The following is a 25,014-nucleotide window of genomic DNA, read 5'->3' as shown; positions in this document are numbered from 1 at the left end:
GAGCGCTTTGGTTACTTTCGACTGGGCCGGCTTCCGGATTTTCGAAAGTGACTCGCCGTAAGGGCGAAACCCCAAGTGGCCGTTACCGCAGCAACGGATATACACCCAATCCAAATATGCACCTGCAGCCCCCAACCTAAAGTGAACAGCATTACACCTTATCGTGGGCTTTTGGATGGGAGGCCTGCCGTCAGGCATAACTCCTAAAGGCCACCGGAGGAATGAACGCTTCAAGCTCATCCTCCACGGCTTCGATTATTCGCTCGACGTCGGCGGCATTCATGACCGTCGAACAAGGGATACCGGCGATGGCGATCATGGTCTCGCCACTGGCTCGATCAAACAAACGGGCAATCATGCTGCCCGGGGCGTCCATGCTTGCCTCGAAACCCATGGGATGGAAATGCCAGCGCATCAGCTGGCAGGCATTTGGAAAAGTGACCTTGCTGAACCCTTTATTCATGTGTTGCCCGCCTTCTTTATCGAGCGCTTCCGTTAGCTCAGGTTAGGAGGGAGGAGCCTTCATTGGCTCAACCTTTGACAGTCTTTAAAAGTAGCACCTGGATGTGAAATAAATGTGGATTTTTCAGGCCGTTTGGCAATTGCTGCGTTTTTTTTGATGCAGGTCACTACGTGATCGTTTGCGCAACGGCCAGCCCCGATCTGCCATTGAAGGCGCGGGCAAACTTGGGCAAGCTCGGCACTTTTCGAGAAGACCTTTCATGCACGCCGAGGATGATGGCCCGCTGCAAACCCAGGCCACGGGCGAGACGGTCATGCGTTACCACCTGCGCTGGAAACACCGCGACCTGGACGGGGTCATGGCGCTGTATCACCCCGAAGTCCAATACAGCGATTTTTTCCAGAACCGGGTGATGGGGCTGGAAGAGTTGCGTGACTATGTGAGAAGCAGCATGCCCCGTGACCCGGATGAAGCGCTGGAACACTCGGACCGCATCCGCCTGGATGGCAACACCGCGTTCATCCAGTACCGCATCACCCTGCGCGGCGGTGAGGGGCTGGTGTCGTTTCGCGCCAGTGAAGCGATCACCGTGAAGGACGGACTGATCTGGCGGGTCAACGAATACGCTTCGCTGGTTCACGAGCAGCCAACCCGCAAAAACGCCGACACCCAGCGCCCGGCGGTCAGTCGACTGGGGTTGTCGCCACGTCAGTTGAGCTTCATGGCCGACGACCTGCAACAGTACTTTCAACGCCAGCAACCGTATCTCGACCCGGAGCTCGACCTGCAACGGGTGGCGCAGGAGTGCGGGTACAGTCGCAATCAGATTTCCTATCTGCTCAACCAAGTGCTGGGGCAGAGCTTCTATCGCTACGTCAACCAGGCACGCCTGCAGCACCTGCTCAACGCGCTGGACAGTGCCACGCTACCGGTGCGTATCGACGAATTGGCGTTTGCCGCCGGTTTCAATTCGCTGTCGGCGTTCTACAGCTGTTTCCGCCAGCACACCGGCCTGTCGCCCAAGGCCTACGTCAAACAAATTTCTTTGCGTGCACGCGCGCAAGACAGCGCCTGAGCCCGCGCACTAGGATCAACGCCATCGAAGTCTGAGTGGCGGAGTCTTGCATGCCGGCGTGGCGCACTATCAGTTTGTGGATGGACCAACTCGACGAGCCTTTGGTGGCGCGTGCGGCGCTGGAACAGGATCTGGACGTCGACGTCGCCATTATCGGCGCGGGGTACACCGGGCTTTGGACCGCGTACTACCTAAAGCGACAGGCTCCCGACCTGAACATTGTCATCATCGAGGCGCAAACCGCCGGTTTCGGTGCCTCGGGGCGCAACGGCGGGTGGTTGATGGGCAATCTGCTGGGCGAAGACCGGCTGCTCGCGGCTTCGTCACCGGAGCAACGTCGCGCCTCTTACGATTTGCTGCATGACATCCCTGATGAAGTGAAAAACGTCATCGATCGTGAAGGTATCGACTGTGATTATCGCAAAGGTGGCGCCCTGTATTGTGCCGCTCGCTATCCCGAGCAGGAGGCCAGCCTGCGCCAGTACCTGGACAAGCTGTACAGCCAGGGCCTCAACGAAAACGACTACCGCTGGCTGAGCCCGGAGCAGCTGGCGCAACAGATCCGCGTGGCCAAGCCTTATGGCGGTATCTATGCGCCACACGTCGCGACCCTGCATCCGGCCAAACTGGTCCGGGGGCTGGCGCGCGTGGTCGAGCGCATGGGCGTCAGGATCTACGAGAACAGCCCCGTTATCCATTGGCAGTCCGGCAGCCTGCGCACGACCCGAGCCTCGGTGCGCAGCCGCTGGGTGGTACCGGCGGTCGAAGGCTATTCGGTGACCTTGCCGCCGTTGGGGCGTTACCAGTTACCGGTGCAAAGCCTGATCGTGGCCACCGAACCATTGTCGGCCGCCACTTGGGACGAGATCGGCCTGAGTCGTGGCCAGGCGTTCAGCGAAAGCAGTCGCCAGGTGACCTACGGCCAACGCACGGCAGACAACCGGTTGATCTTTGGCGCCCGTGGGGGCTATCAGTTTGCCGGCAAGTTGCGCCATGACTTTGACCTGACGCGCAGCGAAATCGAGTTGCGGCGTTACCTGTTCGGCGAACTGTTCCCACAACTTCGCAATGTGCAGATCACCCATGGCTGGGGCGGCAACCTGGGCATGTCGCGGCACTTCAAGCCTCACATGCTGTGCGACCAGGCCAGCGGTATCGCCTTATCCGGCGGTTATGGCGGGGAGGGTGTCGGTGCCAGCAACCTGGGCGGCAGGACCCTTGCCGACCTGATCCTGCAGCGCGACACCGAACGGGTGCACCAACCGTGGGTGATTGCCCAGGGCGGTCTGGACGCGCTCAAAGCCTGGGAGCCCGAACCCTGCCGCTGGCTCGGCTACAACGCGATCATCCGCAGCTTCGTCCACGAAGACCAGACCCTGGCCAACCCGGCCAGCGCGCCATGGCGGCGCAAACTCGCCAGCGGGGTCGCGGGGTTCATGGAAGGTTTCATGCACTAAACAGCGTTTTCTTCACTGACAGGTACTCCCATGCGCATTACCCAATTCAAGAACACCGCCACCCTGCAACTGCAAGACTCGAACCCGGTCGCCGTCCCTTTGGGTACACCGGTGGCGGTGGCTTCGACCACCAGCGTAGAACGCGACGACGGCGTCGAGACCGGCGTCTGGGAATGCACCCCCGGTCGCTGGCGGCGGCAGATCGTCGCCCAGGAATTCTGTCACTTCATCCAGGGGCGTTGCACCTTCACCCCGGACGAGGGTGAAACCCTGCACATCGAAGCTGGCGATGCCCTGATGTTGCCGGCCAACAGCCTCGGCGTTTGGGAAATCCAGGAAACCGTGCGCAAGACCTACGTTTTGATTTTCTGAATGTCGGTCCCTTGATTGCCTGCCGCTCTCCAACAACAAAAACAGCCCCCACAGGAATCGACTCATGACCCCAAAGACACTGTTCCTGGCGCCGCTGATGCTGGCCGCTTCCATCAGCCAGGCAGCCGACACCGTCAAGATCTACAACTGGTCGGATTACATTGCGCCGGACACCACGAAGAACTTCCAGAAAGAAACCGGCATCGCCTTCACCTATGACGTCTACGACAGCAACGAGACCCTCGATGGCAAGTTGATGACCGGCAAATCCGGTTACGACGTGGTGTTCCCGTCCAACCACTTCATGGCCCGACAAATTGAAGGCGGCGCCCTGAAAAAGCTCGACAAGGAGCAGTTGCCCAACTGGAAGAACCTTAACCCGGTGCTGCTCAAGGCCTTGCAGACCAACGATCCCGGTAATGAGCACGGTTTCCCGTACCTGTGGGGCAGTACCGGCATCGGCTACAACGTTGCCAAGGTCAAGGCGGTTTTGGGCGAGAACGCGCCAGTGGATTCCTGGGACCTGATATTCAAGCCCGAGAACATGCAAAAGCTGCAAAAGTGTGGCGTGGCGATTCTCGACAATGGCCCGGAACTGCTCCCGGCCGCGCTGAACTACCTGGGCCTGCCACATCACAGTAAAAACCCGGAAGACTACAAGAAGGCCGAAGCGCTGCTGGTGAAAGTCCGGCCTTATGTCAGCTATTTCCACTCGTCCAAGTACACCAGTGACCTGGCCAACGGTGATATCTGCGTGGCGGTCGGTTTCTCCGGCGACATCCTGCAAGCGGAAAACCGTGCCAGGGAAGCCAAGAACGGCATAGAGATCGGCTACTCGATTCCCCGGGAAGGCGCAGCCATCTGGTTCGACATGGTCGCCATGCCCGTGGATGCACCGGACGAAAAGGCCGGCTACGCCTTCATGAACTATCTGTTGCGTGCGGACGTCATGGCCAATGTCAGTAATTACGTGCACTACGCCAATGGCAACGAACAGGCCGACAGCCTGATCGACCCGGCCATCAAGAACGACACCAAGGTTTATCCGAGCCCGCAAATGATGGGGAAACTGTTTGCGCTCGAAGCGATGCCGTTGAACATCGACCGGATTCGTACACGGGTCTGGAACAAGATTCGTACCGGCAGCTGAAGATTTTACCCAGGTCATCGGGACAGGACGTCCCGTTGCCTTTGATGTGCGGGATCAACTGACAGGTTCGACCGTGCACTTGACATCACCTGCGCCCGGAATCTGCAACAGCGCATCATTGCCGTCTTGCCAGAAGCTCTGGCTACCCCTGTAGTCCTTGCCCCTGTACAGGGTTCCGGAAGGACTCGGCACCTGTTCCAGTGTGGTCGAGGTATTGGCCCATTTCAGGTACACCACACCCGGATCGACCGTGAAATACGTGGCGGCCACCAGCGCGCCAAGCCCTGCGCAACGAAAGGCCAGCGGGCCGTCGGTGAGCCTGCTTGGATCCTTGGTCCTGGCAATGGCCGAGCCCTGGCGCAGCTGGTGCGCGCGCTCGGCGTAGCGGCTGACCGTACATGACCTGGGATCGGCTTCGGCGGCACACTGATCGCGGGCGAGCAGCCAGAAGCGCTGGTCGATCTCGACTTTGTCTGGCCGCGGCACCGAATGCTCATCGGTGAGCGCCAGGCGATACAGCCGCGTCAGCTCGACATCCATCTGCGCCAGTCGAGCGTCGCGACAGATCAGCTTTTCGACGGGCTCCCTGGCCGTGGCGCAGTCGAAACTGGTATTGAAGGATCGCGCGGGTGTCGCGGCGCTTGCACAGAGACTCATTGAAGCCCAAGCGCCGACCGCGAGGAGGGAGGTCAAGTGTGGCGTGACCATTTTCATTTCGACACCATCATTCGGTCGCACTGGGTCTATCGCAGTGTAAGGCAGTGCTCGAAACCTGCCACACCAGGGGAGCAGAACGATTCGCCGCCTCAGTCTTCCTGGCGAATCGTGGTCACTTCATCGGCCCTGACTCTGACCTTGGCACCGGAAATATCCTCGAACTCGAAGAAACCGTCCTTGGTCTTGGTTTCAGGCATGTCCTTGGTCAAATACTGGGTGCCGTTCTGCAGGGTAACCACCGTGGGCGTCGAGCAGCCGGCCAGGGCGATAAAGGCCGCTACTGCAAGGGGAAACCCCAGAGTCTTGATGTTCATGATCACCTCTCATTGTTGAAAAAAACAGTGCGGCTGTCGCAAGCGAATGCACCTCTCTGGCGGTTGGTGCCACGGAACGGCAGAAAGTTCGATGCCCGGTGGAAAAATCCCTTACAGCGCCGCCGCTTATCCTTTTCCATTTGCATGGGGCAGGGCGTTGCTGGTATCTGTATGCATAACCAGTGCTCGCTAATCTTGGCCCTAATGCCCGTGACTGCAAACCCTCTCGACGATCCGTTCTACTACCTCAACAACTTCATGCAAGTGCTTGATTGGCTTGAGCATCGCTATGCCGACGTGTTGAGCGTAGAAGAGCACCGCTTCATTCGCGATTTCAATGGCTTGCCCCGCGAGTCCCGGGCGCTGCTGGTCAGGCTGGTCATGCGCAAGGGCATTCATTTTCGGGCCAGTAAGCTGCATTACGCCGAGATCGGTGACATCGCCAGCGCAGCCCGGCCGTTACTGGCGCTGGGCTGGCTCGACGAGCGCCAGCCGTTATCGATCGAGTCGTTGTTCGAAGTGTTGCTCAAGGCGGAAATACTTCAATGCCTGGGCAGCGCCATTGTCCACCCTAAGGGAAAAAAGACCGACTGGCTGCCGGCACTCTGCGAGCAGTTTGCTCAAGCGCAGGCCTTCAACGACTGGTGTCCGACGCTGAGCGACCGCTTGTTCAGCCTGACCATCATGAGCCTGTGCGATCGCCTGCGCTTGATGTTTTTCGGCAATCTTTACCAGGACTGGTCCGAATTCGTCCTGGCGGACTTGGGGATCTTCACCTATGAAAAAGTCGAGTTTTGCGCCGACTCCCGAGGCTTGCGCAGCCGCGAGGACGTCGACGCCTGCATGTTCCTCTACCAGTGCCAGCAGCTTTTCGAGGCCGGCGAGGCGGTGGTGGGCATCGTCGAGCAAATCAACGGCCTGGCGCTGAGCAATCCCTGGCTGCAGAGGCGTCGCGACAAGCTGTTGTTTCAGATGGGCCAAGCGTGCGAGCGCGTCGGTGATTTTTCCGCCGCGTTGACCCTGTACCGGGACTGCGCGTATCCCGGCGCGCGCTTGCGCATGATCCGTGTGCTGGAGCGCTGCGGTGAATACCAGCTGGCCCTGGACCTGGCCTGCCGGGCCGAACAATCGCCGCAAAACGCCGCGGAGCATCAACACCTGCTGCGTGTCCTGCCCAGGCTGCGTCGCAAGCTCGGCGGGCCGGCGGTCAAGCGTCCAGGCCCACGGCAGATGTTGCGCCTGGACCTGCAACTGAGCAGGACCGACCCTTTGTTGTCGGTGGAGGACTACGTGCAGGCGCACCTGGGCGAAGATTCGGCGCCGGTTCATTACGTCGAAAACAGCCTGATCAACTCGCTGTTCGGCCTGCTGTGCTGGCCGGCGATTTTCGCACCGCTGCCGGGGGCGTTTTTCCATCCGTTCCAGCGCGGTCCGGTGGACCTGCTGAGTGAAGACTTCCATAGCCGCCGGGCCGAGTTGTTCCAGGCCTGCCTCTCTGAACTCGAAGACGGGCGATACCTTCAAACCATCCGCGTGCGCTTTGCCGAAAAGTGGGGCGTGCAGTCGCCATTCGTGTTCTGGGGCGCCCTCAGCGAGGCGCTGCTGGAGCAGGCGCTGGACTGCTTGCCCGCCGAACACCTCAGGCACTGGTTCAACCGGTTGTTGCTGGACATCAAGGCCAATCGTGCGGGCATGCCGGACCTGATCCAGTTCTGGCCTAAGGAAAAAACCTACCGCATGATCGAAGTCAAGGGGCCGGGGGATCGCCTGCAGGATAACCAGCTGCGCTGGCTGGAGTTCTGTCATGAGCACCGGATGCCGATTGCCGTGTGTTATGTGCAATGGGCGGAGCAGGGCGCTTGAGCTACAACATCGCAGTGCGGGCGTTGTGTGAGTTCACCGCCAAGGTCGGTGACCTCGACCTGCGCTTCACCCCGTCGCCGACCGCGCTGGAAGGCATCGTTGGGCACCGCACGGTGGCGTCACGGCGCAGCGACGGCTATCAGAGTGAAGTCGCCCTCGAAGGTGCGTATCAGGGCCTTACGGTCAAGGGCAGGGCGGATGGCTACGATCCCGCGCAAAACTGCCTCGAAGAGGTCAAGACCTACCGTGGCGACTTGAGCAAGCAACCGGCCAACCACCGGCAGCTGCACTGGGCACAGGCCAAGATCTACGGCTGGCTGATGTGCCGCAAACTCAACCTTGCGCAGATCAACCTGGCGCTGGTGTATTTCGATATCGTCAGTGAAAAGGAAACCTGTCTGGTCGAGGTGTTCAATGCCGCCGAACTCGGGCAGTTCTTCGAACACCATTGCGGCCTGTTCCTGCACTGGGCCGAACAGGAAACGGCGCATCGCCAGGGGCGTAACCTTGCGGCACAACAGCTGGCGTTTCCCCATGCCGACTTTCGCCCGGGGCAGCGTCACCTGGCCGAATCGGTGTTCAAGGCCGTCAGCACCGGCCGTTGCCTGATGGCCCAGGCGCCCACGGGGATTGGCAAAACCGTTGGCACCCTGTTTCCGCTGCTCAAGGCTCTGGCGCCGCAGCAACTGGACAAGGTGTACTTCCTCACGGCGAAAACCCCTGGACGCAAGCTGGCCCTGGACGCCGCGCACGTAATCCTGGAACGCGCCGACGCGCCGCCCCTGCGGGTGCTGGAGATGATCGCCCGGGACAAGGCCTGTGAACACCCGGACAAAGCCTGTCACGGTGAATCCTGCCCGTTGGCCCAGGGCTTTTATGATCGTTTGCCGGCGGCGCGTCAGGCCGCCAGCGAGCTGAGCCTGCTGAACCAGAGCGCATTGCGCCAGGTCGCCCTGGAGCATGAGGTATGCCCGTATTACCTGAGCCAGGAAATGGCGCGCTGGGCCGACGTGGTGGTTGCCGATTACAACTATTACTTCGATTTCAGTGCGCTGTTGTTCGGCCTGGCCCAGGCCAACAGCTGGAAAGTCGCAGTGTTGGTCGACGAAGCCCACAACCTGGTGGAACGTGGTCGGCAGATGTACAGCGCCAGCCTCGATCAATCGACCCTCGACGGCGTACGAAAAACCGCCCCCGAGGCGTTGAAAAAATCCCTGCAGCGGGTCAACCGCGAATGGAATGCCCTGCATAACCAGCAACTCGGTGCCTATCAGGCCTACGACAAGCCGCCGGAAAAACTGCTCCAGGCCTTGTCATCGTGCAGCGCCAGCATCGGCGATTACCTGAACGATCATCCCCAGGGACTCGACAGTGCATTACAGAGCTTCTACTTCGACGTGCTGCAGTTCTGTCGGGTGGGCGAACTCTTCGATCAGCATTACCTGTTCGACATCAGCAAGCGCGACCTCGAACGCAAGCGCAACCTCTCGCAACTTTGCCTGCGCAACGTGGTGCCCGCCGGCTTCATCGGGCCGCGCCTGAGCGCTGCACGCAGCACCGTCCTGTTCTCGGCGACCCTCAGCCCTCGCCACTATTACGCCGATTTGCTGGGTACCCCGGCGAACACCGTGTGCATCGACGTTGAGTCGCCTTTTCACGCCGATCAGTTGCACGTACAGATCATCAACCAGATCTCCACGCGTTTCGTTCATCGCCAGGCCTCCCTGGCGCCGATCGTCGAGCTGATCGCCCAACAGTTCATGCAGCGCCCTGGCAATTACCTGGCGTTCTTCAGTAGCTTCGATTACCTGCAGCAAGTGGCGCAGTTGCTCGCCGAGCGATATCCCGGGATCAATCTGTGGTCACAGTCACGGGGTATGGCGGAGGCGCAACGCCAGGCGTTCCTCGACCGGTTCACCGCCGAGGGCCAGGGCGTGGGCTTCGCGGTGCTAGGCGGGGCATTCGGCGAAGGCATCGATTTACCGGGTGCACGCTTGATCGGCGCGTTCATCGCCACCCTGGGGCTGGCGCAGCTCAACCCGGTCAACGAGCAGTTCAAGCAGCGCATGGCGGCAATATTCGGCGCAGGCTACGACTACACCTACCTGTTTCCCGGCGTACAAAAAGTGGTGCAGGCCGCAGGCAGAGTGATTCGTACCCAACAGGACCAAGGCGTGGTGATGTTGATCGATGACCGGTTTGGCGAGAGCAAGGTCAAGCAATTGCTGCCACGCTGGTGGTCAATCGCACCGGCGGCTGTTCAAATGGATGGTTTATCGCATACTGCAGAAAAACAGCACCCGATGTGAGGGATCAATGAGAGAAGACCGAACCCGGGCCGGGAGCATTGAAGACAGGCGCCTGCGCCTGCTCATCGATGCGGTGGTTGACTACGCGATCTACATGATTGATCCCGATGGCATCATTACCAGCTGGAACGCAGGGGCCAGGCGATTCAAGGGTTATGAGGAGGCCGAGATTCTCGGTCAGCATTTCTCGCGCTTTTACACCGACGAAGATCGTCGCGCCGGCTTGCCCCAGCGGGCGCTGGACACGGCGATTCGCGAGGGGCGTTTCGAAGGCGAAGGCTGGCGCGTGCGCAAAGACGGCACGCATTTCTGGTGCCATGTGGTGATCGATCCGATTTACGACGCGTCGGGTACGCTCCTGGGGTTTGCCAAGATCACCCGTGACCTGACTGACCGCAAGATGGCCGAAGAGACCCTCAAGCAAAGCGAGCAACAGTTTCGGCTGCTGGTGCAAAGCGTCACCGACTACGCCATCTACATGCTTGCCCCGGATGGCCGCGTGACCAACTGGAACCTGGGGGCCCAACGCATCAAGGGCTACTTGCCCGAAGAAGTCATTGGCCAGCATTTTTCGATGTTCTACACCCCTGAAGACCGGGCTGACGGCTTGCCAGGCCGGGCACTGGAGATTGCCACGCGCGAGGGACGCTTCGAGAACAAGGGATGGCGGGTGCGCAAGGATGGCACCAGGTTCCTCGCCCATGTCGTGGTCGACCCGATCTGGGGGGACACCGGTACCTTGCTCGGCTTTGCCAAGATCACCCGCGACATCACCGAAGCGACCCAGGCGCAGCAGGCGCTTGAACAAACCCGCGAAGCACTGTTCCAGGCGCAGAAGATGCAAGCCATCGGCCAGCTCAGCGGCGGGATTGCCCACGACTTCAATAATTTGCTGACAGTCATTCTCGGCAATCTGGAAATCGTGCGCAAACGCCTGGCCGACGACCCGAAAATCATCCGTTTGCTCGACAATGCCACCCAGGGTGCGTTGCGAGGCGTGTCCCTGACCCAGCGCATGCTGGCCTTTGCCCGCAAGCAGGAACTCAAGTCCGAACCCGTGGAGCTCCCCGCCCTGATACAAGGGATTTCCGGACTGCTACGCAGCTCACTCGGGCCTGCGGTGGCACTGGAAACCCGTTTTCCAGCGCAGATCGAGCAGGTGTTGGCCGACGTCAATCAGCTCGAATTGGCGGTGCTGAACCTGGCCACGAACGCCCGCGATGCCATGCCCAATGGCGGAAAAATCGTCATCAGTGCCCGCGCCGAAACAATCGCTGATCAATCCCGATCCGCCCCGCTGGCGGGACGTTATGTGTGCTTGAGTGTTACCGACACCGGCGAAGGGATGGATGAAGCGACACTGGCGTCGGCGATGGACCCGTTTTTCACCACAAAAGGGCTGGGCAAGGGCACCGGTCTGGGGTTGTCGATGGTTCATGGCTTCATCGAACAATTGGGCGGGCGATTCATTCTCAAGAGCCAGAAAGACCAGGGCACCACCGCAGAGCTGTGGTTGCCCGTGGCCTCGGCGGGCTCGGTAGCGGCCCCCATTGTCGAGGGGCCGATAGCGCCGGAAGTGCCTCGGCTGTGCATATTGGTGGTGGATGACGACAGCCTGGTGTTGACCAGCACATGCCTGTTGCTTGAAGACCTCGGACACCGTGTGATCAGCGCGACGTCCGGTGCCCAGGGCCTGGAACTGTTCGAGAACAATCCGGCAATTGATCTTGTCATCACCGACATGGCCATGCCGCACATGAGCGGCGCGCAGCTGGCGGATGCCATCCGTGCGCTCAAGCCCGGCTTGCCGATAATCCTGGCCACCGGTTATGCCGAGCGCCTGGAGGGATTTGCGTCCAGGCTGCCGCGGTTATCCAAGCCGTTTACCCAGCTGAATCTGGTGGAGATCATCGCCTCGGCAATGTAAGCGTGATCCTGCTCGCGAAGTCGTCCTGACAGCCGACCAATTTCTCGCGACTGTACCCGATCTACTGTGGGAGCGAGCCTGCTCGCGAAGGCGGCCTGACTGGCGACCCTATTCTTTCGGCGTACATATCCGTTTCTGCGGTTACGGCCACCTATGGTTTCGCCCTTACGACGAGTCACTTGGAAGCACGGAACGCCGCCCGGCCTGTAGGAGCGAGCATGCTCGCGATGGAGGTCAACGATGACGCGGGGAGCCTGACACCCCACGGTGCTCTCAGGTTTTTCGTCGGAACGCCGCCCGGAGCATGCTCGCTCCTACAGGACCCGCCGCGCTGGGCCATCCTTGGCTCAGCGCGGCTAAACCGGCATCCATGCCGGTTTGCCCGCTGCGCAGAACCTCCACTCGGCCTCTCCAGGGGGCAAGAAAATCAAAAGCAAAAGCAACGCGAGGCGGCCTACCGGCCGGCCTGATTTCGGGTGAGCGTGGTCCCCTGTAGATACCGTCTTGTACCCAACCGTCACGCAGCCATGTGCGAGGCGTCGAGTTCCTTTTTCAGGCGGGCTTTGAGGGTTTCCATTTTTGCTCCCAGTTCATCCAGCGTCGCTTTACCCAGCAGCTTTTTAGCCTGGGGAAACATCTCGGTCTCTTCCTCTTCAATGTGGTGTTCGAGCAATTCCTTGACCACTTTGACGCGACCGGCAAACTCGGGCGTGGACGGGTCGGTGACTTTCAGATCCGGAAGCACCAGTGAATCCACGGTACGGTGTTCTTCCTTGGCTTCGTAATACATGACGTCCTGCTCCTTGCCCCCGGCTTCCTTGTACGCCGGGTACAAAATGTCTTCTTCCAGGCGGGTATGGATCGAGATTTCCATTTCCAGCTTCGCTAGGAGGTCGGTGCGTTTTTTAAGGCCGCGCTCGGTGGATTCGCTCAGCTGGCTGAGGATGCCTTTTACGCGTTCATGGTCGGCTTTCAACAGGTCTATGGCATTCATGATTGAGTCTCTCCAGGTTGAGGGCAGCGCGAACGGTTTCTACCGCAGGTCACTCACCGTTCTGGAGCATTTGTCGTGCCGCTTTGGACGCCTCTTTTAAGAGCTGACAAATCAATAGGTTATAAGCGCTAATGGCCATTAGGGGCCATGCAGGCTGCATGAGTCCGGCCTTTGACTCATGCACTTCGCCACGGCAAGGTCCGGTCAAGCGGACGGCTGCTTTTGCCGTTCATAGTGGGCGAGGAGCGGTTGGGTGCTGATTCCGTGAATCAGAATGCTCAGGGCGACCACGGAGAGTGTGAGGTCGGTGCACAAGGTCGCCATCGACGGTGCGAGGTCATGATTCAAGGCGTAGAACAGGTAGTAGAAACTACCGATGCCGCGAATCCCGAACCAGCCGATCAGCAGCCTTTGCTTGCCGTCAAGCAAAGTGCCCCAGGGCACCAGCCCGACAATCAGCGGCCGGATTACGCAGAACAGCACCAGTGCAATAGCCAGTGCGCGCCAGTCCCAATGACCCACCAGCACCACCCCGAGCAAGGTCACCAGGAACACTTCCATGGCCCGTTCGACCAGGCTGCCAAAGGACAGCATGTCGCCGATCATGATCCCGGCCGCCACCTGCGCTTCCTCCATGTTCGCTACATCACCATGCACGGCGGCATCGGGCTCTACATTCTGATGGCCGACCACCGGCTGCACCAGGTGCTCGGCCGGCGTCTGTGAGTGTCCCATCGATTTGACCTCGGCCCGACGCAACCCCAGGCCCGCCGCGAACACCGACAGGAAACCGTAGCCGTGCACAGCCTCGGCGGCGACGTACGCCAGGGCGATCAGGGCAAAGGTCAGGTAGTCGTTGGGCGAAAGGGTGCTGTCGGCGTTCCTGATGCGCATGGACAACGTCAGGCGGCCAATGGCGCGGCCCATGCCATAGCCGACCAGCAATCCGGCGGGCACCGCCCAGAGCAGGCTCTTGAGCGCCCAGTCATCAAGCCAGGCGGTGGAAGAACCACCGCCTTGCTGGATAAACAGCAAGCCCAGGATGACGAAGGGAAACGCGATGCCATCGTTGAGCCCGGCCTCACCGGACAGGCCGAAGCGCACCGCGTCGACGTCCTTGGCATCGTTGACCTGCACCAGCGAAGCCAGTACCGGGTCGGTGGGTGCCAGAATCGCGCCGATCAGCAACGACGGCCCCCACGGCAGGTCGAAGGCATAATGCAGCAACAGGCAGACCCCGATGATGGTCAGGACCATGACCGGCCCCGCCAGACCGAAAGCCACGCGCCACCTACGGTCCCTGAGGGGCAGGCGCAGCTTGAGTCCACAGACGAACAACGAAAAGAGCACCGCGACTTCCGTCAGGTGCTCCATCCAGTACGCGGCATCCTTGATATCCAGCCTGAGCCATCCCAGCCCCGCCGGCCCGATGGCCACACCCAATGCCAGGCACACGGCCGAGGTGGTCACCGGCATCCAGCGCAGGTAGGACGAGGTCAGCGCCAGCGTCAGCAGTACGGCACCCAGTACCGCGACCCAGGCAATGAAGCTCATGGCCCGGGGATCATTGATCGACGGTAGCGCGCAAGTACCCCGGCGTCCGCGCGAAGTTCGGCTGAATGAACAATTCGACGATAGGTGCGGACATGACGATCTCCAGGTATCGAAAGGCCCGCCAGGGAGCCCTATGCAGTGTAGAGCGTCGGTGGTCTGGCCTGGTTCCATTTTTCAGGTGCAGCGCGCAATCACAGGATCGGCTTGCCCCCGGTCACCCCAAAACGCTGGCCGGTGATGTAGCTGCCTTCATCCGAGGCTAGCAGCACATAGATCGGTGCCACTTCCACCGGCTGGCCGGGACGCCCGAGCGGGGTGTTGGCGCCGAAGTTCTGTACCGTTTCCTCGGGCATGGTCGAGACGATCAGCGGTGTCCAGATCGGTCCCGGCGCCACGCTGTTGACCCGGATATTCTTCGGCCCGAGCATTTGCGCCAGGCCGGCGCTGAAGTTGGCGATCGCGCCCTTGGTCGTGGCATACGCCAGCAGGGTGGGGTTGGGCATGTCGGAATTGACCGAACTGGTGTTGATGATCGAGCTGCCGGGCTGCATGTGCTTGAGTGCCGCTTGGCAGATCCTGAAAATGGCGGTGATGTTGACGTCGAAGGTCATCACCCATTCTTCGTCGGGGATGTCCTCGAGATTTTCGTGGGTCATCTGGAACGCCGCGTTGTTGACCAGGATGTCGATGCGGCCGAAACGCTCGACCGTTTTCTCCACCAGGGCCCGGCAATGCACCTTGTGAGCCAGGTCACCCGGCAGCAGCAGGCATTGGCGGCCGGCCTGTTCAACCCAGCGCGCGGTTTCCTGCGCATCCTCCTGTTCATCAAGGTAGGCCACGGCCACATCGGCACCTTCACGGGCGAAGGCAATGGCCACCGCGCGGCCTATGCCGCTGTCGGCACCGGTAATCAGGGCGATCTTGCCGATCAATCGACCCGAACCTTTGTAGCTCTGCTCACCACAGTCCGGGTACGGGTCCATTTTGCGTTGGGAGCCGGGGACGGGTTGGTGTTGTTTGGGGAAGGGTGGTTTGGGGTAGTCGTTCATCGTCGATCTCCGGGTTCAAGGTTGGGCGGTCAAAGGGTTGACCTTGGCTTTTTGTGTGGAGTTCGGTTGGATGACGATCCATTGCTGCGGTAACGGCGACTTAAGATTGCGCCCTGACGGCGGGCGAAAAACCTTGTAGGAGCCAGGCTTGCCGGCGAAGGCGTCTGACGGCCGATGATTGTCTTTCAGGTGTACATATCCATTCCTGCGGTAACGGCCACTTATGGTTCCGCTCTTACAGCGGGTCACTTTGAAGAGCGCAAAGTAACCAAACGCTCTTGCCCCTGACGTTCGGTGCCTCGCTAAGGCTCGGCATGCCCTCGCTCCGGTCCTGCTCCGTGGGCCCGCCGCGATGGGCCGTCCCTGGCCCAGCGCGGCTAAACCGGCATCCATGCCGGTTTACCCACTGTGCAGAACCTCCACTCGGCCTCTCGATGGGGCAAGAAAATCAAAAGCCAAAGCAAGAGCGAGGCGGCCTTATAGCCGACCTGATTGCAGGTCTGTCTGCGATCCAACTGTGGGAGCGAGCTTGCTCGCGATGGACTTCCAGACAACGCGTTCATCCAGACAGGGCGCGTTATCGTTGACGACCATCGCGAGCAAGCTCGCTCCCACAGGGGGTTGGAGGTATCCGCAAAAATCAGGTCGGCTGTCAGGCCGCCTCGTTTTGGTTTTTGATCTGGGCGCCCCGTTAAACCACGATGGCCGAACGCAGGCATTGCGTAGTGGGTAAACCGGCAGGACGCCGGTTTAGCCGCGCTGGGCCAGGGATGGCCCATCGCGGCGACCCACGGAGCAATGCCGGAGAGAGGGCATGCCGAGCCCTAGCGAGGCACCGAGTGGTGGGGCAGGAGCGCTTTGGTTACTTTCGACTGGGCCGGCTTCCGGATTTTCGAAAGTGACTCGCCGTACGGGCGAAACCATAGGTGGCCGTTACCGCAGGAATGGATATGTACGCATTGAACAAAAGATAGGTCGGATACAACAAGCTAGCCGCTACAGGAATCTGCGCCGGACAGACGGCTGAGCTAATATGCCCACCACTCAAACAAGAACAGGGCTCGCCTCGCGCAATGTCGGAAAAAGACACCATTTCCATTCAACTGGTGCGTGAAGCGCTGCTGCAAAGTTGCGCCCCGGGCGCGGCCACTGATGAGGTATTGCACAAGGTCGGCATCGATCCGGGGTTGCTCGGCAGCAGCGACGCCCGTGTTCCGGCCAGCGCCTATGCGCGTCTGTGGCGCTTGCTGGCCCGGCGTGGGGATGACGAGTTTTTTGGCATGGACCCGCGCAAACTCAAATCCGGCAGCCTGGAGTTTCTCTGTCGCTGTGCCATGGTCCAGCCAAGCCTGGCGGCCGGGCTCAACAGTGGTTTGAGCTTCCTGTCGTTGATGCTCGAGCGCATGCCCGCCGAGCTGGTGCATCAGCAAAGCCTGGCGGAAATCGTCTTGCTCGAAGACGACCATGAGCCGCGTCGGGCCTTCACTTACTTTACCTACTGGATGATCGTGCACGGTGTTGCTTGCTGGCTGGCCGGACGTCGAATTCCGATCCTGGCGATCGAGTTGCGCTGTGCGCAGCCGGATTTCTGCCATGACTATCAGGTGATGTTCTCCGAGAACCTGCGCTTCGACCGACCGCGCACGCGGATGATCTTTTCCGCTGACTGCCTGGGTTTGCCGATCAAGCGCAGCCTTGAGGAGCTGCGGCGCTTCCTGGCCCATGCGCCGGCCAACATTCTGGTCAAGTACCGCGATCCGCAAAGCCTGGCGAGCCGGATCAAGCAGGACCTGCGGCAACTCCCCGCCGAACACTGGCCGGAGACCGAAGCCCTGGCGCAGCGCCTGTGCATGTCGGCCTCGACCCTACGCCGTCGCTTGGCCGAGGAAGGCCAGACGTACCAGGGGCTCAAGGACAGCGTGCGCAAGGAACTGGCCATCGCCTGGCTGGCCGAACCGGCCATCAGCTTCGCCGAAATCGCCACCCGGTTGGGGTTTGCCGATGCGAGCTCGTTCTACAAGGCGTTTCGCAAATGGTCGGGGTCCAATCCCGGGCATTATCGTAGTTTGATTCTCAACGAAACCCATTGATTACGGGCGCACCTCTTCGCCTGTAGGAGCGAGCATGCTCGCGATGGTGGTCAACGATAACGCGGGTTGACTGAATGCCCGCGTTATCGTTAACGACCATCGCGAGCATGCTCGCTACTACAGCCTTGGCCAAAGCAGTCAAGCAACTTGATAACTTTGACCATTGCCCGACACCCCGCGCAGAGCGAGTATTTCCATGTTGGTTACGGTTCCCCCCACCTAACAAAAAATACAGAGGGATTCTGGCAATGCGCGATTACTTGTCTGCTGTTTCACAGTTCAATTATCAGCACACCGTCGATGCCGCACTCGCAGGCAATCTGACTGCCCTCAACGCCTGCATCGAGTGTTGCGACCGGCATGCGCTGCCTGGGCGTATCGCGTTGTTCTGGGAAGGCCGTGACGGCACCAGCGCGACCTACACCTTCAACGACCTGCAGGACAAAGCCGCGCGCTTCGCCAACTTCCTGCTGGCCCAAGGCGTGAAGAAAGGCGACAAGGTCGCCGGGCTCCTGCCACGTAACATCGAATTGCTGATCACCGTGTTCGCCACCTGGCGTATCGGCGCGGTCTATCAACCTTTGTTTACTGCCTTCGGCCCCAAGGCCATCGAGCATCGCCTGGGCAGTTCCGGGGCCAAAGTGGTGGTCACCGACGCGGTCAATCGCTCGAAACTCGCGGAAGTCGCCGACTGCCCGACCATCGTCACCGTCGCAGGTGCCAAGGGGCAGGGCATTGTCCGCGGCGATTACAGCTTCTGGGCCGAACTGGCCAACCACGCCAATGTCTGCGAACCGGTACTGCTGACCGGCGAAGACCCGTTCCTGCTGATGTTCACCTCGGGCACCACCGGTCCATCCAAAGCGCTGTCCGTGCCGCTCAAGGCCATCGTCGCCTTCCAGAGCTACACCCGTGACGCGGTGGACCTGCTTCCTGAAGACGCCTTCTGGAACGTGGCCGATCCGGGTTGGGCCTACGGCATCTATTTCGGCGTCACCGGTCCTATGTCCATGGGCCACCCGATCACCTTCTACGATGGCCCGTTTACCCTGGAAAGCACCTGCCGGGTGATCAACAAGTACGGGATCACCAACCTTACCGGCTCACCGACGGCTTATCGCCTGTTGATTGCCGGTGGCGACGAATTCGCCAAGTCGATCAAAGGCAAGCTGCGCATTGTCAGCAGCGCCGGCGAGCCGCTGAACCCGGAAGTGATCCGCTGGTTCGCGGATAATCTGGAAGTGGTCATCCATGACCATTACGGCCAGACCGAACTGGGCATGGTGCTGTGTAACCACCATGGCCTGGAGCACCCGATCCATATGGGCGCTGCCGGTTTTAGCTCGCCCGGCCACCGCATCGTGGTGCTGGACGACGACTACCAGGAACTGGGCGTCGGCCAGCCGGGCATTTTGGCCATCGACCGCACCCAGTCACCGATGTGCTGGTTCGCCGGCTACGAAGGCGCACCGACCAAGGCCTTCGTCGGCAATTACTACTTGAGCGGCGACACGGTCGAGTGGAACCCGGACGGCAGCATCAGCTTCGTCGGCCGTAGCGACGACGTGATCACCACGTCCGGCTACCGCGTCGGCCCGTTCGATGTGGAAAGTGCATTGATCGAACACCCGGCCGTGATCGAAGCGGCGGTGGTCGGCAAACCCGATCCGGAACGCACCGAGCTGGTCAAAGCCTTCGTCGTGATCTGCTCGCAGTACCGCGCAACGCCGGAGCTGGCCGAAGAGTTGCGCCAACACGTGCGCAAGCGCCTGGCGGCACACTCCTATCCCCGTGAAATCGAATTTGTCAGCGAGTTGCCAAAAACCCCAAGCGGCAAATTGCAGCGCTTTATCTTGCGCAACCAGGAAATCGCCAAGGCTCAAGAGGCCGCCGCGAAGAACGTTTCAGCTTGAATCCAAGGAAACAATGATGCAGATCGAAAACAAGGTTTTTCTCGTCACCGGCGGTGCTTCCGGCCTCGGTGCAGCGACCGCTGAAATGCTGGTCGCGGCAGGTGCCAAAGTGATGCTGGTGGACATGAACGCCGAAGCCGTCGAGGCCCAGGCCCAGCGACTGGGCGCGCAAAGCGTGGTGGCGGACATCAGCGACGAAGCGGCGGCGGAGGCTGCGGTACAGGCGACGGTCAAGGCCTTTGGTGGCCTCAATGGCCTGGTCAACTGTGCCGGCATCGTGCGTGGCGAAAAGATCCTCGGCAAGAACGGTCCGCACGCGCTGTCCAGTTTCAGCCAGGTGATCAACGTCAACCTGATCGGCAGCTTCAACATGCTGCGCCTGGCCTCGGCAGCGATTGCCGAAACCGAAGCGGACGCCGATGGCGAGCGCGGCGTGATCATCAACACCGCGTCGGCCGCGGCTTACGACGGCCAGATCGGCCAGGCGGCGTACGCGGCGTCCAAAGGTGCGATTGTCAGCCTGACCTTGCCCGCGGCCCGTGAACTGGCGCGCTTCGGCATTCGCGTCATGACCATCGCCCCGGGCATTTTCGAAACGCCGATGATGGCCGGCATGACCCAGGAAGTTCGTGACTCCCTGGCCGCCGGCGTGCCGTTTCCACCGCGCCTGGGCAAACCCGCCGAGTACGCCTCGCTGGTTCGGCATATCATTGAAAACAGCATGCTCAATGGCGAGGTGATCCGTCTCGACGGTGCCTTGCGCATGGCGGCCAAATAAGGAGGATTTGTCATGACTATTGCCAACGATCCGATTGTTATCGTCAGCGCCGTCCGCACCCCGATGGGTGGTTTCCAGGGCGAACTGAAAAGCCTCACCGCGCCGCAACTCGGTGCCGCCGCGATCAAGGCCGCGGTTGAACGTGCCGGCGTTGCAAGCGATGCCGTCGACGAAGTGTTGTTCGGCTGCGTACTGCCTGCCGGCCAGGGTCAAGCCCCCGCGCGTCAGGCGGCGCTGGGCGCCGGGCTGGATAAGTCGACCCGTTGCACCACCCTCAACAAGATGTGCGGCTCGGGCATGGAAGCGGCCATCCTGGCCCATGACATGCTGGTGGCCGGCAGCGCCGAGGTTGTAGTCGCCGGTGGCATGGAAAGCATGTCCAACGCGCCGTACCTGTTGGACCGCGCCCGCAGCGGCTACCGCATGGGGCACGGCCGGGTGCAGGATTCGATGTTCCTCGACGGCCTGGAAGACGCCTACGACAAGGGGCGCCTGATGGGCACCTTCGCCGAAGACTGCGCCGAAACCAACGGCTTCAGTCGTGAGGCCCAGGATGCATTTGCGGTGGCTTCCACCACCCGCGCCCAGCAGGCCATCAAGGACGGCAGCTTCAAGGACGAGATCGTCCCGTTGACCGTCACCGTCGGCAAAGAGCAGGTGACGATCAGCCATGACGAGCAGCCACCGAAAGCCCGGCTGGACAAGATTGCCTCGCTGAAACCGGCGTTCCGTGATGGCGGTACCGTGACGGCGGCCAACTCCAGTTCGATCTCCGACGGTGCGGCGGCACTGGTGCTGATGCGCCGTTCTGATGCCGACAAGCGTGGCCTCAAGCCGCTGGCGGTGATCCACGGTCATGCGGCGTTCGCCGATACCCCGAGCCTGTTCCCGGTAGCGCCGGTGGGCGCGATCGAGAAGCTGATGAAGAAAACCGGCTGGTCTTTGAGCGACGTCGATCTGGTGGAAGTCAACGAAGCCTTCGCCGTGGTCAGCCTGGTGACCATGACCAAGCTGGAAATTCCTCATGAAAAACTCAACGTGCACGGCGGCGCTTGCGCCCTCGGCCATCCGATCGGTGCGTCTGGCGCGCGGATTCTCGTGACCCTGCTCTCGGCCCTGCGCCAGAAAGGCCTGAAACGCGGCGTTGCAGCGATCTGCATCGGTGGCGGCGAAGCCACGGCGATGGCCGTGGAATGCCTGTACTAACGCTCGCACAATCCCTGTAGGAGCTGCCGCAGGCTGCGATCTTTTGATCTTGATTTTTTAAAAGCAAAATCAAAAGATCGCAGCCTGCGGCGGCTCCTACAAAGGGCAATTACATTTTCAAGGAATGGTCATGATCCCCAATGACGAACAACAGCAGATACGCGACGCGGCCCGGGACTTTGCCCAGGAACGGCTGAAACCGTTCGCCGCCGAGTGGGACCGTGAACACCGCTTCCCCAAGGAAGCCATCGCCGAGATGGGCGAACTGGGCTTCTTCGGCATGCTGGTGCCGGAGCAGTGGGGCGGTTGCGATACCGGTTACCTGGCCTACGCCATGGCCCTGGAAGAAATCGCCGCGGGCGACGGTGCCTGCTCGACCATCATGAGCGTGCACAACTCGGTGGGTTGCGTGCCGATCCTCAACTACGGCAACGACGAGCAAAAGGAACGCTTCCTCAAACCCCTGGCCAGCGGCGCGATGCTGGGTGCCTTTGCCTTGACCGAGCCACAGGCCGGTTCCGATGCCAGCGGATTGAAAACCCGTGCCCGCCTGAATGGCGATCACTACGTACTCAACGGCTGCAAACAATTCATCACCTCCGGGCAGAACGCCGGGGTGGTGATCGTGTTCGCCGTGACCGACCCGACTGCCGGCAAGCGCGGCATTACGGCGTTCATCGTGCCCACCGATTCGCCAGGCTACAAAGTCGCCCGGGTCGAGGACAAGCTCGGCCAGCACGCCTCGGACACCTGCCAGATTCTCTTCGAAGACGTCAAAGTGCCAGTGGCCAACCGCCTGGGTGAAGAAGGCGAAGGCTACAGGATCGCCCTGGCCAACCTCGAAGGCGGGCGTGTCGGCATTGCCTCGCAATCGGTGGGCATGGCCCGCGCCGCGTTCGAAGCGGCCCGCGACTATGCCCGTGAGCGCGAGAGCTTCGGCAAGCCGATCATCGAGCACCAGGCCGTGGCATTCCGCCTGGCGGACATGGCGACCCAGATCGCCGTGGCGCGGCAGATGGTGCATTACGCTGCGGCGCTCCGAGACAGCGGCAAACCGGCGTTGGTGGAGGCCTCGATGGCCAAGCTGTTCGCTTCGGAAATGGCCGAGAAGGTATGCTCATCGGCGCTGCAAACCCTTGGCGGTTACGGATACTTGAACGACTTCCCGCTGGAGCGGATCTACCGCGACGTGCGGGTCTGCCAGATCTACGAAGGCACCAGCGATATTCAACGCATGGTCATTTCGCGCAATCTTTGAAAAGGAACCCACTTGTGAGCTACGAAACGATTTTGCTGGAAACCCATGGCCGCGTCGGCCTGATTACCCTCAACCGCCCACAGGCGCTGAACGCGTTGAACGCGCAGATCGTCAGCGAACTGAACCAGGCCCTCGACGGCTTCGAAGCGGACTCGAACATCGGCTGCATCGTCTTGACCGGTTCGAAAAAGGCCTTTGCCGCCGGCGCCGATATCAAGGAAATGGCCGAGCTGACCTATCCGCAGATCTATATCGACGACCTGTTCAGCGACAGCGACCGCGTGGCCAACCGCCGCAAGCCGATCATCGCTGCGGTCAACGGCTTCGCCCTCGGCGGCGGCTGTGAGCTGGCGCTGATGTGCGATTTCATCCTGGCCGGCGACAACGCCAGGTTCGGCCAGCCGGAAATCAACCTCGGCGTGTTGCCGGGCATGGGCGGTACCCAGCGCCTGACCCGCGCCGTGGGCAAGGCCAAGGCCATGGAAATGTGCCTGAGCGGGCGCTTGATCGATGCCGTGGAAGCCGAGCGTTGCGGCATCGTGGCGCGCATCGTGCCCAGCGATGAGCTGCTGGATGAAGCGCTGAAAGTTGCGGCGTTGATCGCTAAAAAGTCGCTGCCGATTGCGATGATGGTCAAGGAAAGCGTCAACCGTGCCTTTGAAGTGAGCCTGTCGGAAGGCGTACGCTTTGAGCGTAGGGTGTTCCATGCGGCGTTTGCTACGCAGGATCAGAAGGAAGGGATGGCGGCGTTTATTGCCAAGCGTGAGCCTGAATTCGTCGGTAAGTAATGCGGCGTTTTCACTGACGCCATCGCGAGCAAGCTCGCTCCCACAAGGGATCTCAAATATGCCAAGGTCCCTGTGGGAGCGAGCCTGCTCGCAATGTTTTTAGAAGTTCACGCGCTATACATATCTTGAACAAAATGAACGAGTAAGGGCCACTACTTAGCCCGTATTCGATGTTAGACCCCTCGACTATCGTGAGAACTGCCCGGACGCAAACTGAGGCTTCAGGACGAAGCCGTCGTTTCAGGGTCAATTACATTATTCGAGGTCTACATGTCCATTTGTCATTTTGTCCACGCACAATGCGGTACGCCTGTATCACAAGTCCCACTAGGTTATGTTCTGGCGAACGAACCCCAGAAGGACGACATCGTTTACTGGCCGCATCATCCGAACACCGCACTGTTGATTACGCGTCGCACCGTTGTGATCGAAGAAGACGGGACCACATCGGTTTTTTTCGCAGTGCAGGAAATGCCTTCCAGCGATCCGCAGGTGAGTCTGGCAATTCAGACCTGCCGCGCTACGACATCGGTGGCATAAGGATCTGACGACATCGCGGGCTAACCCGCGATGCTTTTTGAGGTGTCACACCAGGTAGTTCTTCAACTCCCGTGCAATCACCATCCGCTGAATCTCGCTCGACCCTTCATAGATCTGCGTAATCCGTGCATCCCGGTAATACTTCTCGACCGGGTAATCTTCCAGATACCCATACCCACCATGAATCTGAATCGCTGACGAGCAGACTTTCTCGGCCATCTCCGAAGCAAACAGCTTGGCCTGCGAGGCCTCTGACAGACATGGCTTGCCGGCCGTGCGCAGGCGTGCCGCGTGCAGGATCATCAGTCGTGCAGCGTTCAGTTGCATGTGCATGTCGGCCAGCAGGTTGGCGATGCTCTGGTGCTCGATGATTGGTTTGTCGAACTGCACGCGATCGCGCGAATAAGCCAGTGCCGCTTCGAACGCCGCGCGGGCAATGCCCAGTGCCTGGGCGGCGATGCCAATGCGGCCGCCTTCAAGGTTGGACAGGGCAATGGCCAGGCCCTTGCCACGCTCACCCAGCAGGTTGGCTTCTGGAATGCTGCAGTTGTTCAACGTGACCGCACAGGTATCGGAGGCGCGGATACCCATTTTGTGTTCGGTGCGGTCGACGATGAAGCCGGGGGTGTCGGTCGGTACGAGGAACGCCGAAATGCCGCGCTTGCCCAGGTCCGGGTCGGTCACGGCAAACACGATCGCCAACTTGGCCCGTTTGCCGTTGCTGACAAACTGCTTGGCGCCGTTGATTACCCACTGGCCATCGCGCAATTCGGCGCGGGTGCGCAGGTTGTGCGCCTCGGAACCGGCTTGTGGTTCGGTCAGGCAGAAGCAACCAATGACCTGGCCGCTGGCCAGGTCCGCCAGCCAGGTCTGTTTCTGTTCTTCGCTGCCGTAGTTGAGCACCGGCCCGCAGCCCACCGAGTTGTGGATGCTCATGAACGCGCCGGTGGCGCCGTCGCCGGCGGAGATCTCTTCCACCGCCAGGGCATAGGCTACGTAGTCGACATAAGTACCGCCCCATTCCTCGGGCACCACCATGCCCAGCAGGCCCAACTCGCCCATCTTCGCTACCAGGGCGTCGTCGATCCAGCCGGCCTTTTCCCAGGCCTGGGCGTGGGGCGCGATTTCGCCACGGGCAAAGTCCCGGGCCATGTCGCGGATCATGACTTGCTCTTCAGTCAATTCGAGATCGTGCAT

Annotated in this window: 21 protein-coding genes; 14 read left to right on the top strand and 7 right to left on the bottom strand. The window is 60.7% G+C overall.

Annotated elements, in window-relative coordinates; all coding sequences use genetic code 11:
• Window positions 1-190 precede the first annotated feature (190 nt).
• On the bottom strand, window positions 191-463 hold the full coding sequence (locus ACA054_RS16660) for a DUF1652 domain-containing protein (RefSeq protein ID WP_497634893.1): 273 nt from the start codon (window positions 461-463) through the stop codon (window positions 191-193).
• Window positions 464-722: 259 nt separating this feature from the next.
• Here ACA054_RS16660 and ACA054_RS16655 point away from each other — a divergent pair, with 259 nt between their 5' ends.
• The 4 genes from ACA054_RS16655 (at window position 723) to ACA054_RS16640 (ending at window position 4,517) form a co-directional block, all read left to right on the top strand.
• Window positions 723-1,538, top strand: coding sequence for a helix-turn-helix domain-containing protein (locus tag ACA054_RS16655; RefSeq protein WP_497685223.1), 816 nt, complete (start codon window positions 723-725; stop codon window positions 1,536-1,538).
• A 50-nt stretch (window positions 1,539-1,588) separates the two neighbouring features.
• Window positions 1,589-2,995 carry an NAD(P)/FAD-dependent oxidoreductase gene (locus tag ACA054_RS16650; RefSeq protein ID WP_497685222.1) on the top strand — a complete coding sequence of 469 codons (1,407 nt, stop codon included), beginning with the start codon at window positions 1,589-1,591 and terminating at the stop codon, window positions 2,993-2,995.
• Window positions 2,996-3,025: 30 nt separating this feature from the next.
• Window positions 3,026-3,367, top strand: a complete 342-nt coding sequence (locus ACA054_RS16645) for a cupin domain-containing protein (RefSeq protein ID WP_497685221.1) — start codon at window positions 3,026-3,028, stop codon at window positions 3,365-3,367.
• A 64-nt stretch (window positions 3,368-3,431) separates the two neighbouring features.
• A complete protein-coding gene (locus tag ACA054_RS16640) occupies window positions 3,432-4,517 on the top strand; it encodes a polyamine ABC transporter substrate-binding protein (protein WP_497685220.1) in 1,086 nt (361 codons plus the stop codon).
• Window positions 4,518-4,571: 54 nt separating this feature from the next.
• Here ACA054_RS16640 and ACA054_RS16635 read toward each other — a convergent pair whose 3' ends face one another.
• Window positions 4,572-5,231, bottom strand: a complete 660-nt coding sequence (locus ACA054_RS16635) for an MliC family protein (RefSeq protein ID WP_497685219.1) — start codon at window positions 5,229-5,231, stop codon at window positions 4,572-4,574.
• Between the two features lie 92 nt (window positions 5,232-5,323).
• A complete protein-coding gene (locus ACA054_RS16630; protein ID WP_497685218.1) occupies window positions 5,324-5,548 on the bottom strand; it encodes a YgdI/YgdR family lipoprotein in 225 nt (74 codons plus the stop codon).
• Window positions 5,549-5,743: 195 nt separating this feature from the next.
• Here ACA054_RS16630 and ACA054_RS16625 point away from each other — a divergent pair, with 195 nt between their 5' ends.
• The 3 genes from ACA054_RS16625 to ACA054_RS16615 are packed head-to-tail and all read left to right on the top strand — an operon-like array spanning window position 5,744 to window position 11,647.
• On the top strand, window positions 5,744-7,411 hold the full coding sequence (locus tag ACA054_RS16625; RefSeq protein ID WP_497685217.1) for a VRR-NUC domain-containing protein: 1,668 nt from the start codon (window positions 5,744-5,746) through the stop codon (window positions 7,409-7,411).
• On the top strand, window positions 7,408-9,720 hold the full coding sequence (locus ACA054_RS16620) for an ATP-dependent DNA helicase (RefSeq protein ID WP_497685216.1): 2,313 nt from the start codon (window positions 7,408-7,410) through the stop codon (window positions 9,718-9,720). Before ACA054_RS16625 ends, ACA054_RS16620 begins: the two co-directional genes overlap by 4 nt.
• Before the next feature lie 7 nt (window positions 9,721-9,727).
• A complete protein-coding gene (locus ACA054_RS16615; RefSeq protein ID WP_497685215.1) occupies window positions 9,728-11,647 on the top strand; it encodes a hybrid sensor histidine kinase/response regulator in 1,920 nt (639 codons plus the stop codon).
• Window positions 11,648-12,164: 517 nt separating this feature from the next.
• Here the strand turns inward: ACA054_RS16615 and ACA054_RS16610 are convergent.
• From ACA054_RS16610 to ACA054_RS16600, 3 genes are all read right to left on the bottom strand, one after another.
• On the bottom strand, window positions 12,165-12,641 hold the full coding sequence (locus tag ACA054_RS16610) for a PA2171 family ribosome-binding persister protein (protein ID WP_497685214.1): 477 nt from the start codon (window positions 12,639-12,641) through the stop codon (window positions 12,165-12,167).
• A gap of 204 nt (window positions 12,642-12,845) precedes the next feature.
• Window positions 12,846-14,195: a cation:proton antiporter gene (locus tag ACA054_RS16605; protein ID WP_497685213.1), complete on the bottom strand. Its 1,350-nt coding sequence runs from the start codon at window positions 14,193-14,195 to the stop codon at window positions 12,846-12,848.
• 191 nt (window positions 14,196-14,386) lie between these two features.
• On the bottom strand, window positions 14,387-15,244 hold the full coding sequence (locus ACA054_RS16600; protein WP_497685212.1) for an SDR family oxidoreductase: 858 nt from the start codon (window positions 15,242-15,244) through the stop codon (window positions 14,387-14,389).
• A 1,073-nt stretch (window positions 15,245-16,317) separates the two neighbouring features.
• Here ACA054_RS16600 and ACA054_RS16595 point away from each other — a divergent pair.
• From ACA054_RS16595 to ACA054_RS16565, 7 genes are all read left to right on the top strand, one after another.
• The gene (locus ACA054_RS16595; protein ID WP_497685211.1) at window positions 16,318-17,334 is read left to right on the top strand and encodes an AraC family transcriptional regulator; all 1,017 of its coding nucleotides are present in this window, start codon (window positions 16,318-16,320) and stop codon (window positions 17,332-17,334) included.
• Window positions 17,335-17,582: 248 nt separating this feature from the next.
• Window positions 17,583-19,247, top strand: coding sequence for an AMP-binding protein (locus ACA054_RS16590; RefSeq protein ID WP_497685210.1), 1,665 nt, complete (start codon window positions 17,583-17,585; stop codon window positions 19,245-19,247).
• Between the two features lie 16 nt (window positions 19,248-19,263).
• Window positions 19,264-20,025 (top strand): SDR family NAD(P)-dependent oxidoreductase, encoded by a 762-nt coding sequence (locus tag ACA054_RS16585; RefSeq protein WP_497685209.1) that lies wholly within the window; start codon window positions 19,264-19,266, stop codon window positions 20,023-20,025.
• Between the two features lie 12 nt (window positions 20,026-20,037).
• Window positions 20,038-21,231 (top strand): acetyl-CoA C-acyltransferase, encoded by a 1,194-nt coding sequence (locus ACA054_RS16580; RefSeq protein WP_497685208.1) that lies wholly within the window; start codon window positions 20,038-20,040, stop codon window positions 21,229-21,231.
• 130 nt (window positions 21,232-21,361) lie between these two features.
• A complete protein-coding gene (locus ACA054_RS16575; RefSeq protein WP_497685207.1) occupies window positions 21,362-22,489 on the top strand; it encodes an acyl-CoA dehydrogenase in 1,128 nt (375 codons plus the stop codon).
• Window positions 22,490-22,503: 14 nt separating this feature from the next.
• Window positions 22,504-23,277, top strand: coding sequence for an enoyl-CoA hydratase (locus ACA054_RS16570; protein WP_497685206.1), 774 nt, complete (start codon window positions 22,504-22,506; stop codon window positions 23,275-23,277).
• A 270-nt stretch (window positions 23,278-23,547) separates the two neighbouring features.
• Complete coding sequence (locus ACA054_RS16565) at window positions 23,548-23,817, top strand: hypothetical protein (RefSeq protein WP_497685205.1); 270 nt, start codon at window positions 23,548-23,550, stop codon at window positions 23,815-23,817.
• 45 nt (window positions 23,818-23,862) lie between these two features.
• Here ACA054_RS16565 and ACA054_RS16560 read toward each other — a convergent pair whose 3' ends face one another.
• Entirely contained in the window at window positions 23,863-25,014 is a 1,152-nt protein-coding gene (locus tag ACA054_RS16560; protein WP_497685204.1) for an acyl-CoA dehydrogenase family protein, read from the bottom strand.

The sequence above is a fragment of the Pseudomonas sp. LBUM1653 genome (assembly GCF_059716115.1).
The sequence above is the reverse complement of the archived record's forward strand: the minus strand, read 5'-3'. Positions and strand labels throughout refer to the sequence as shown.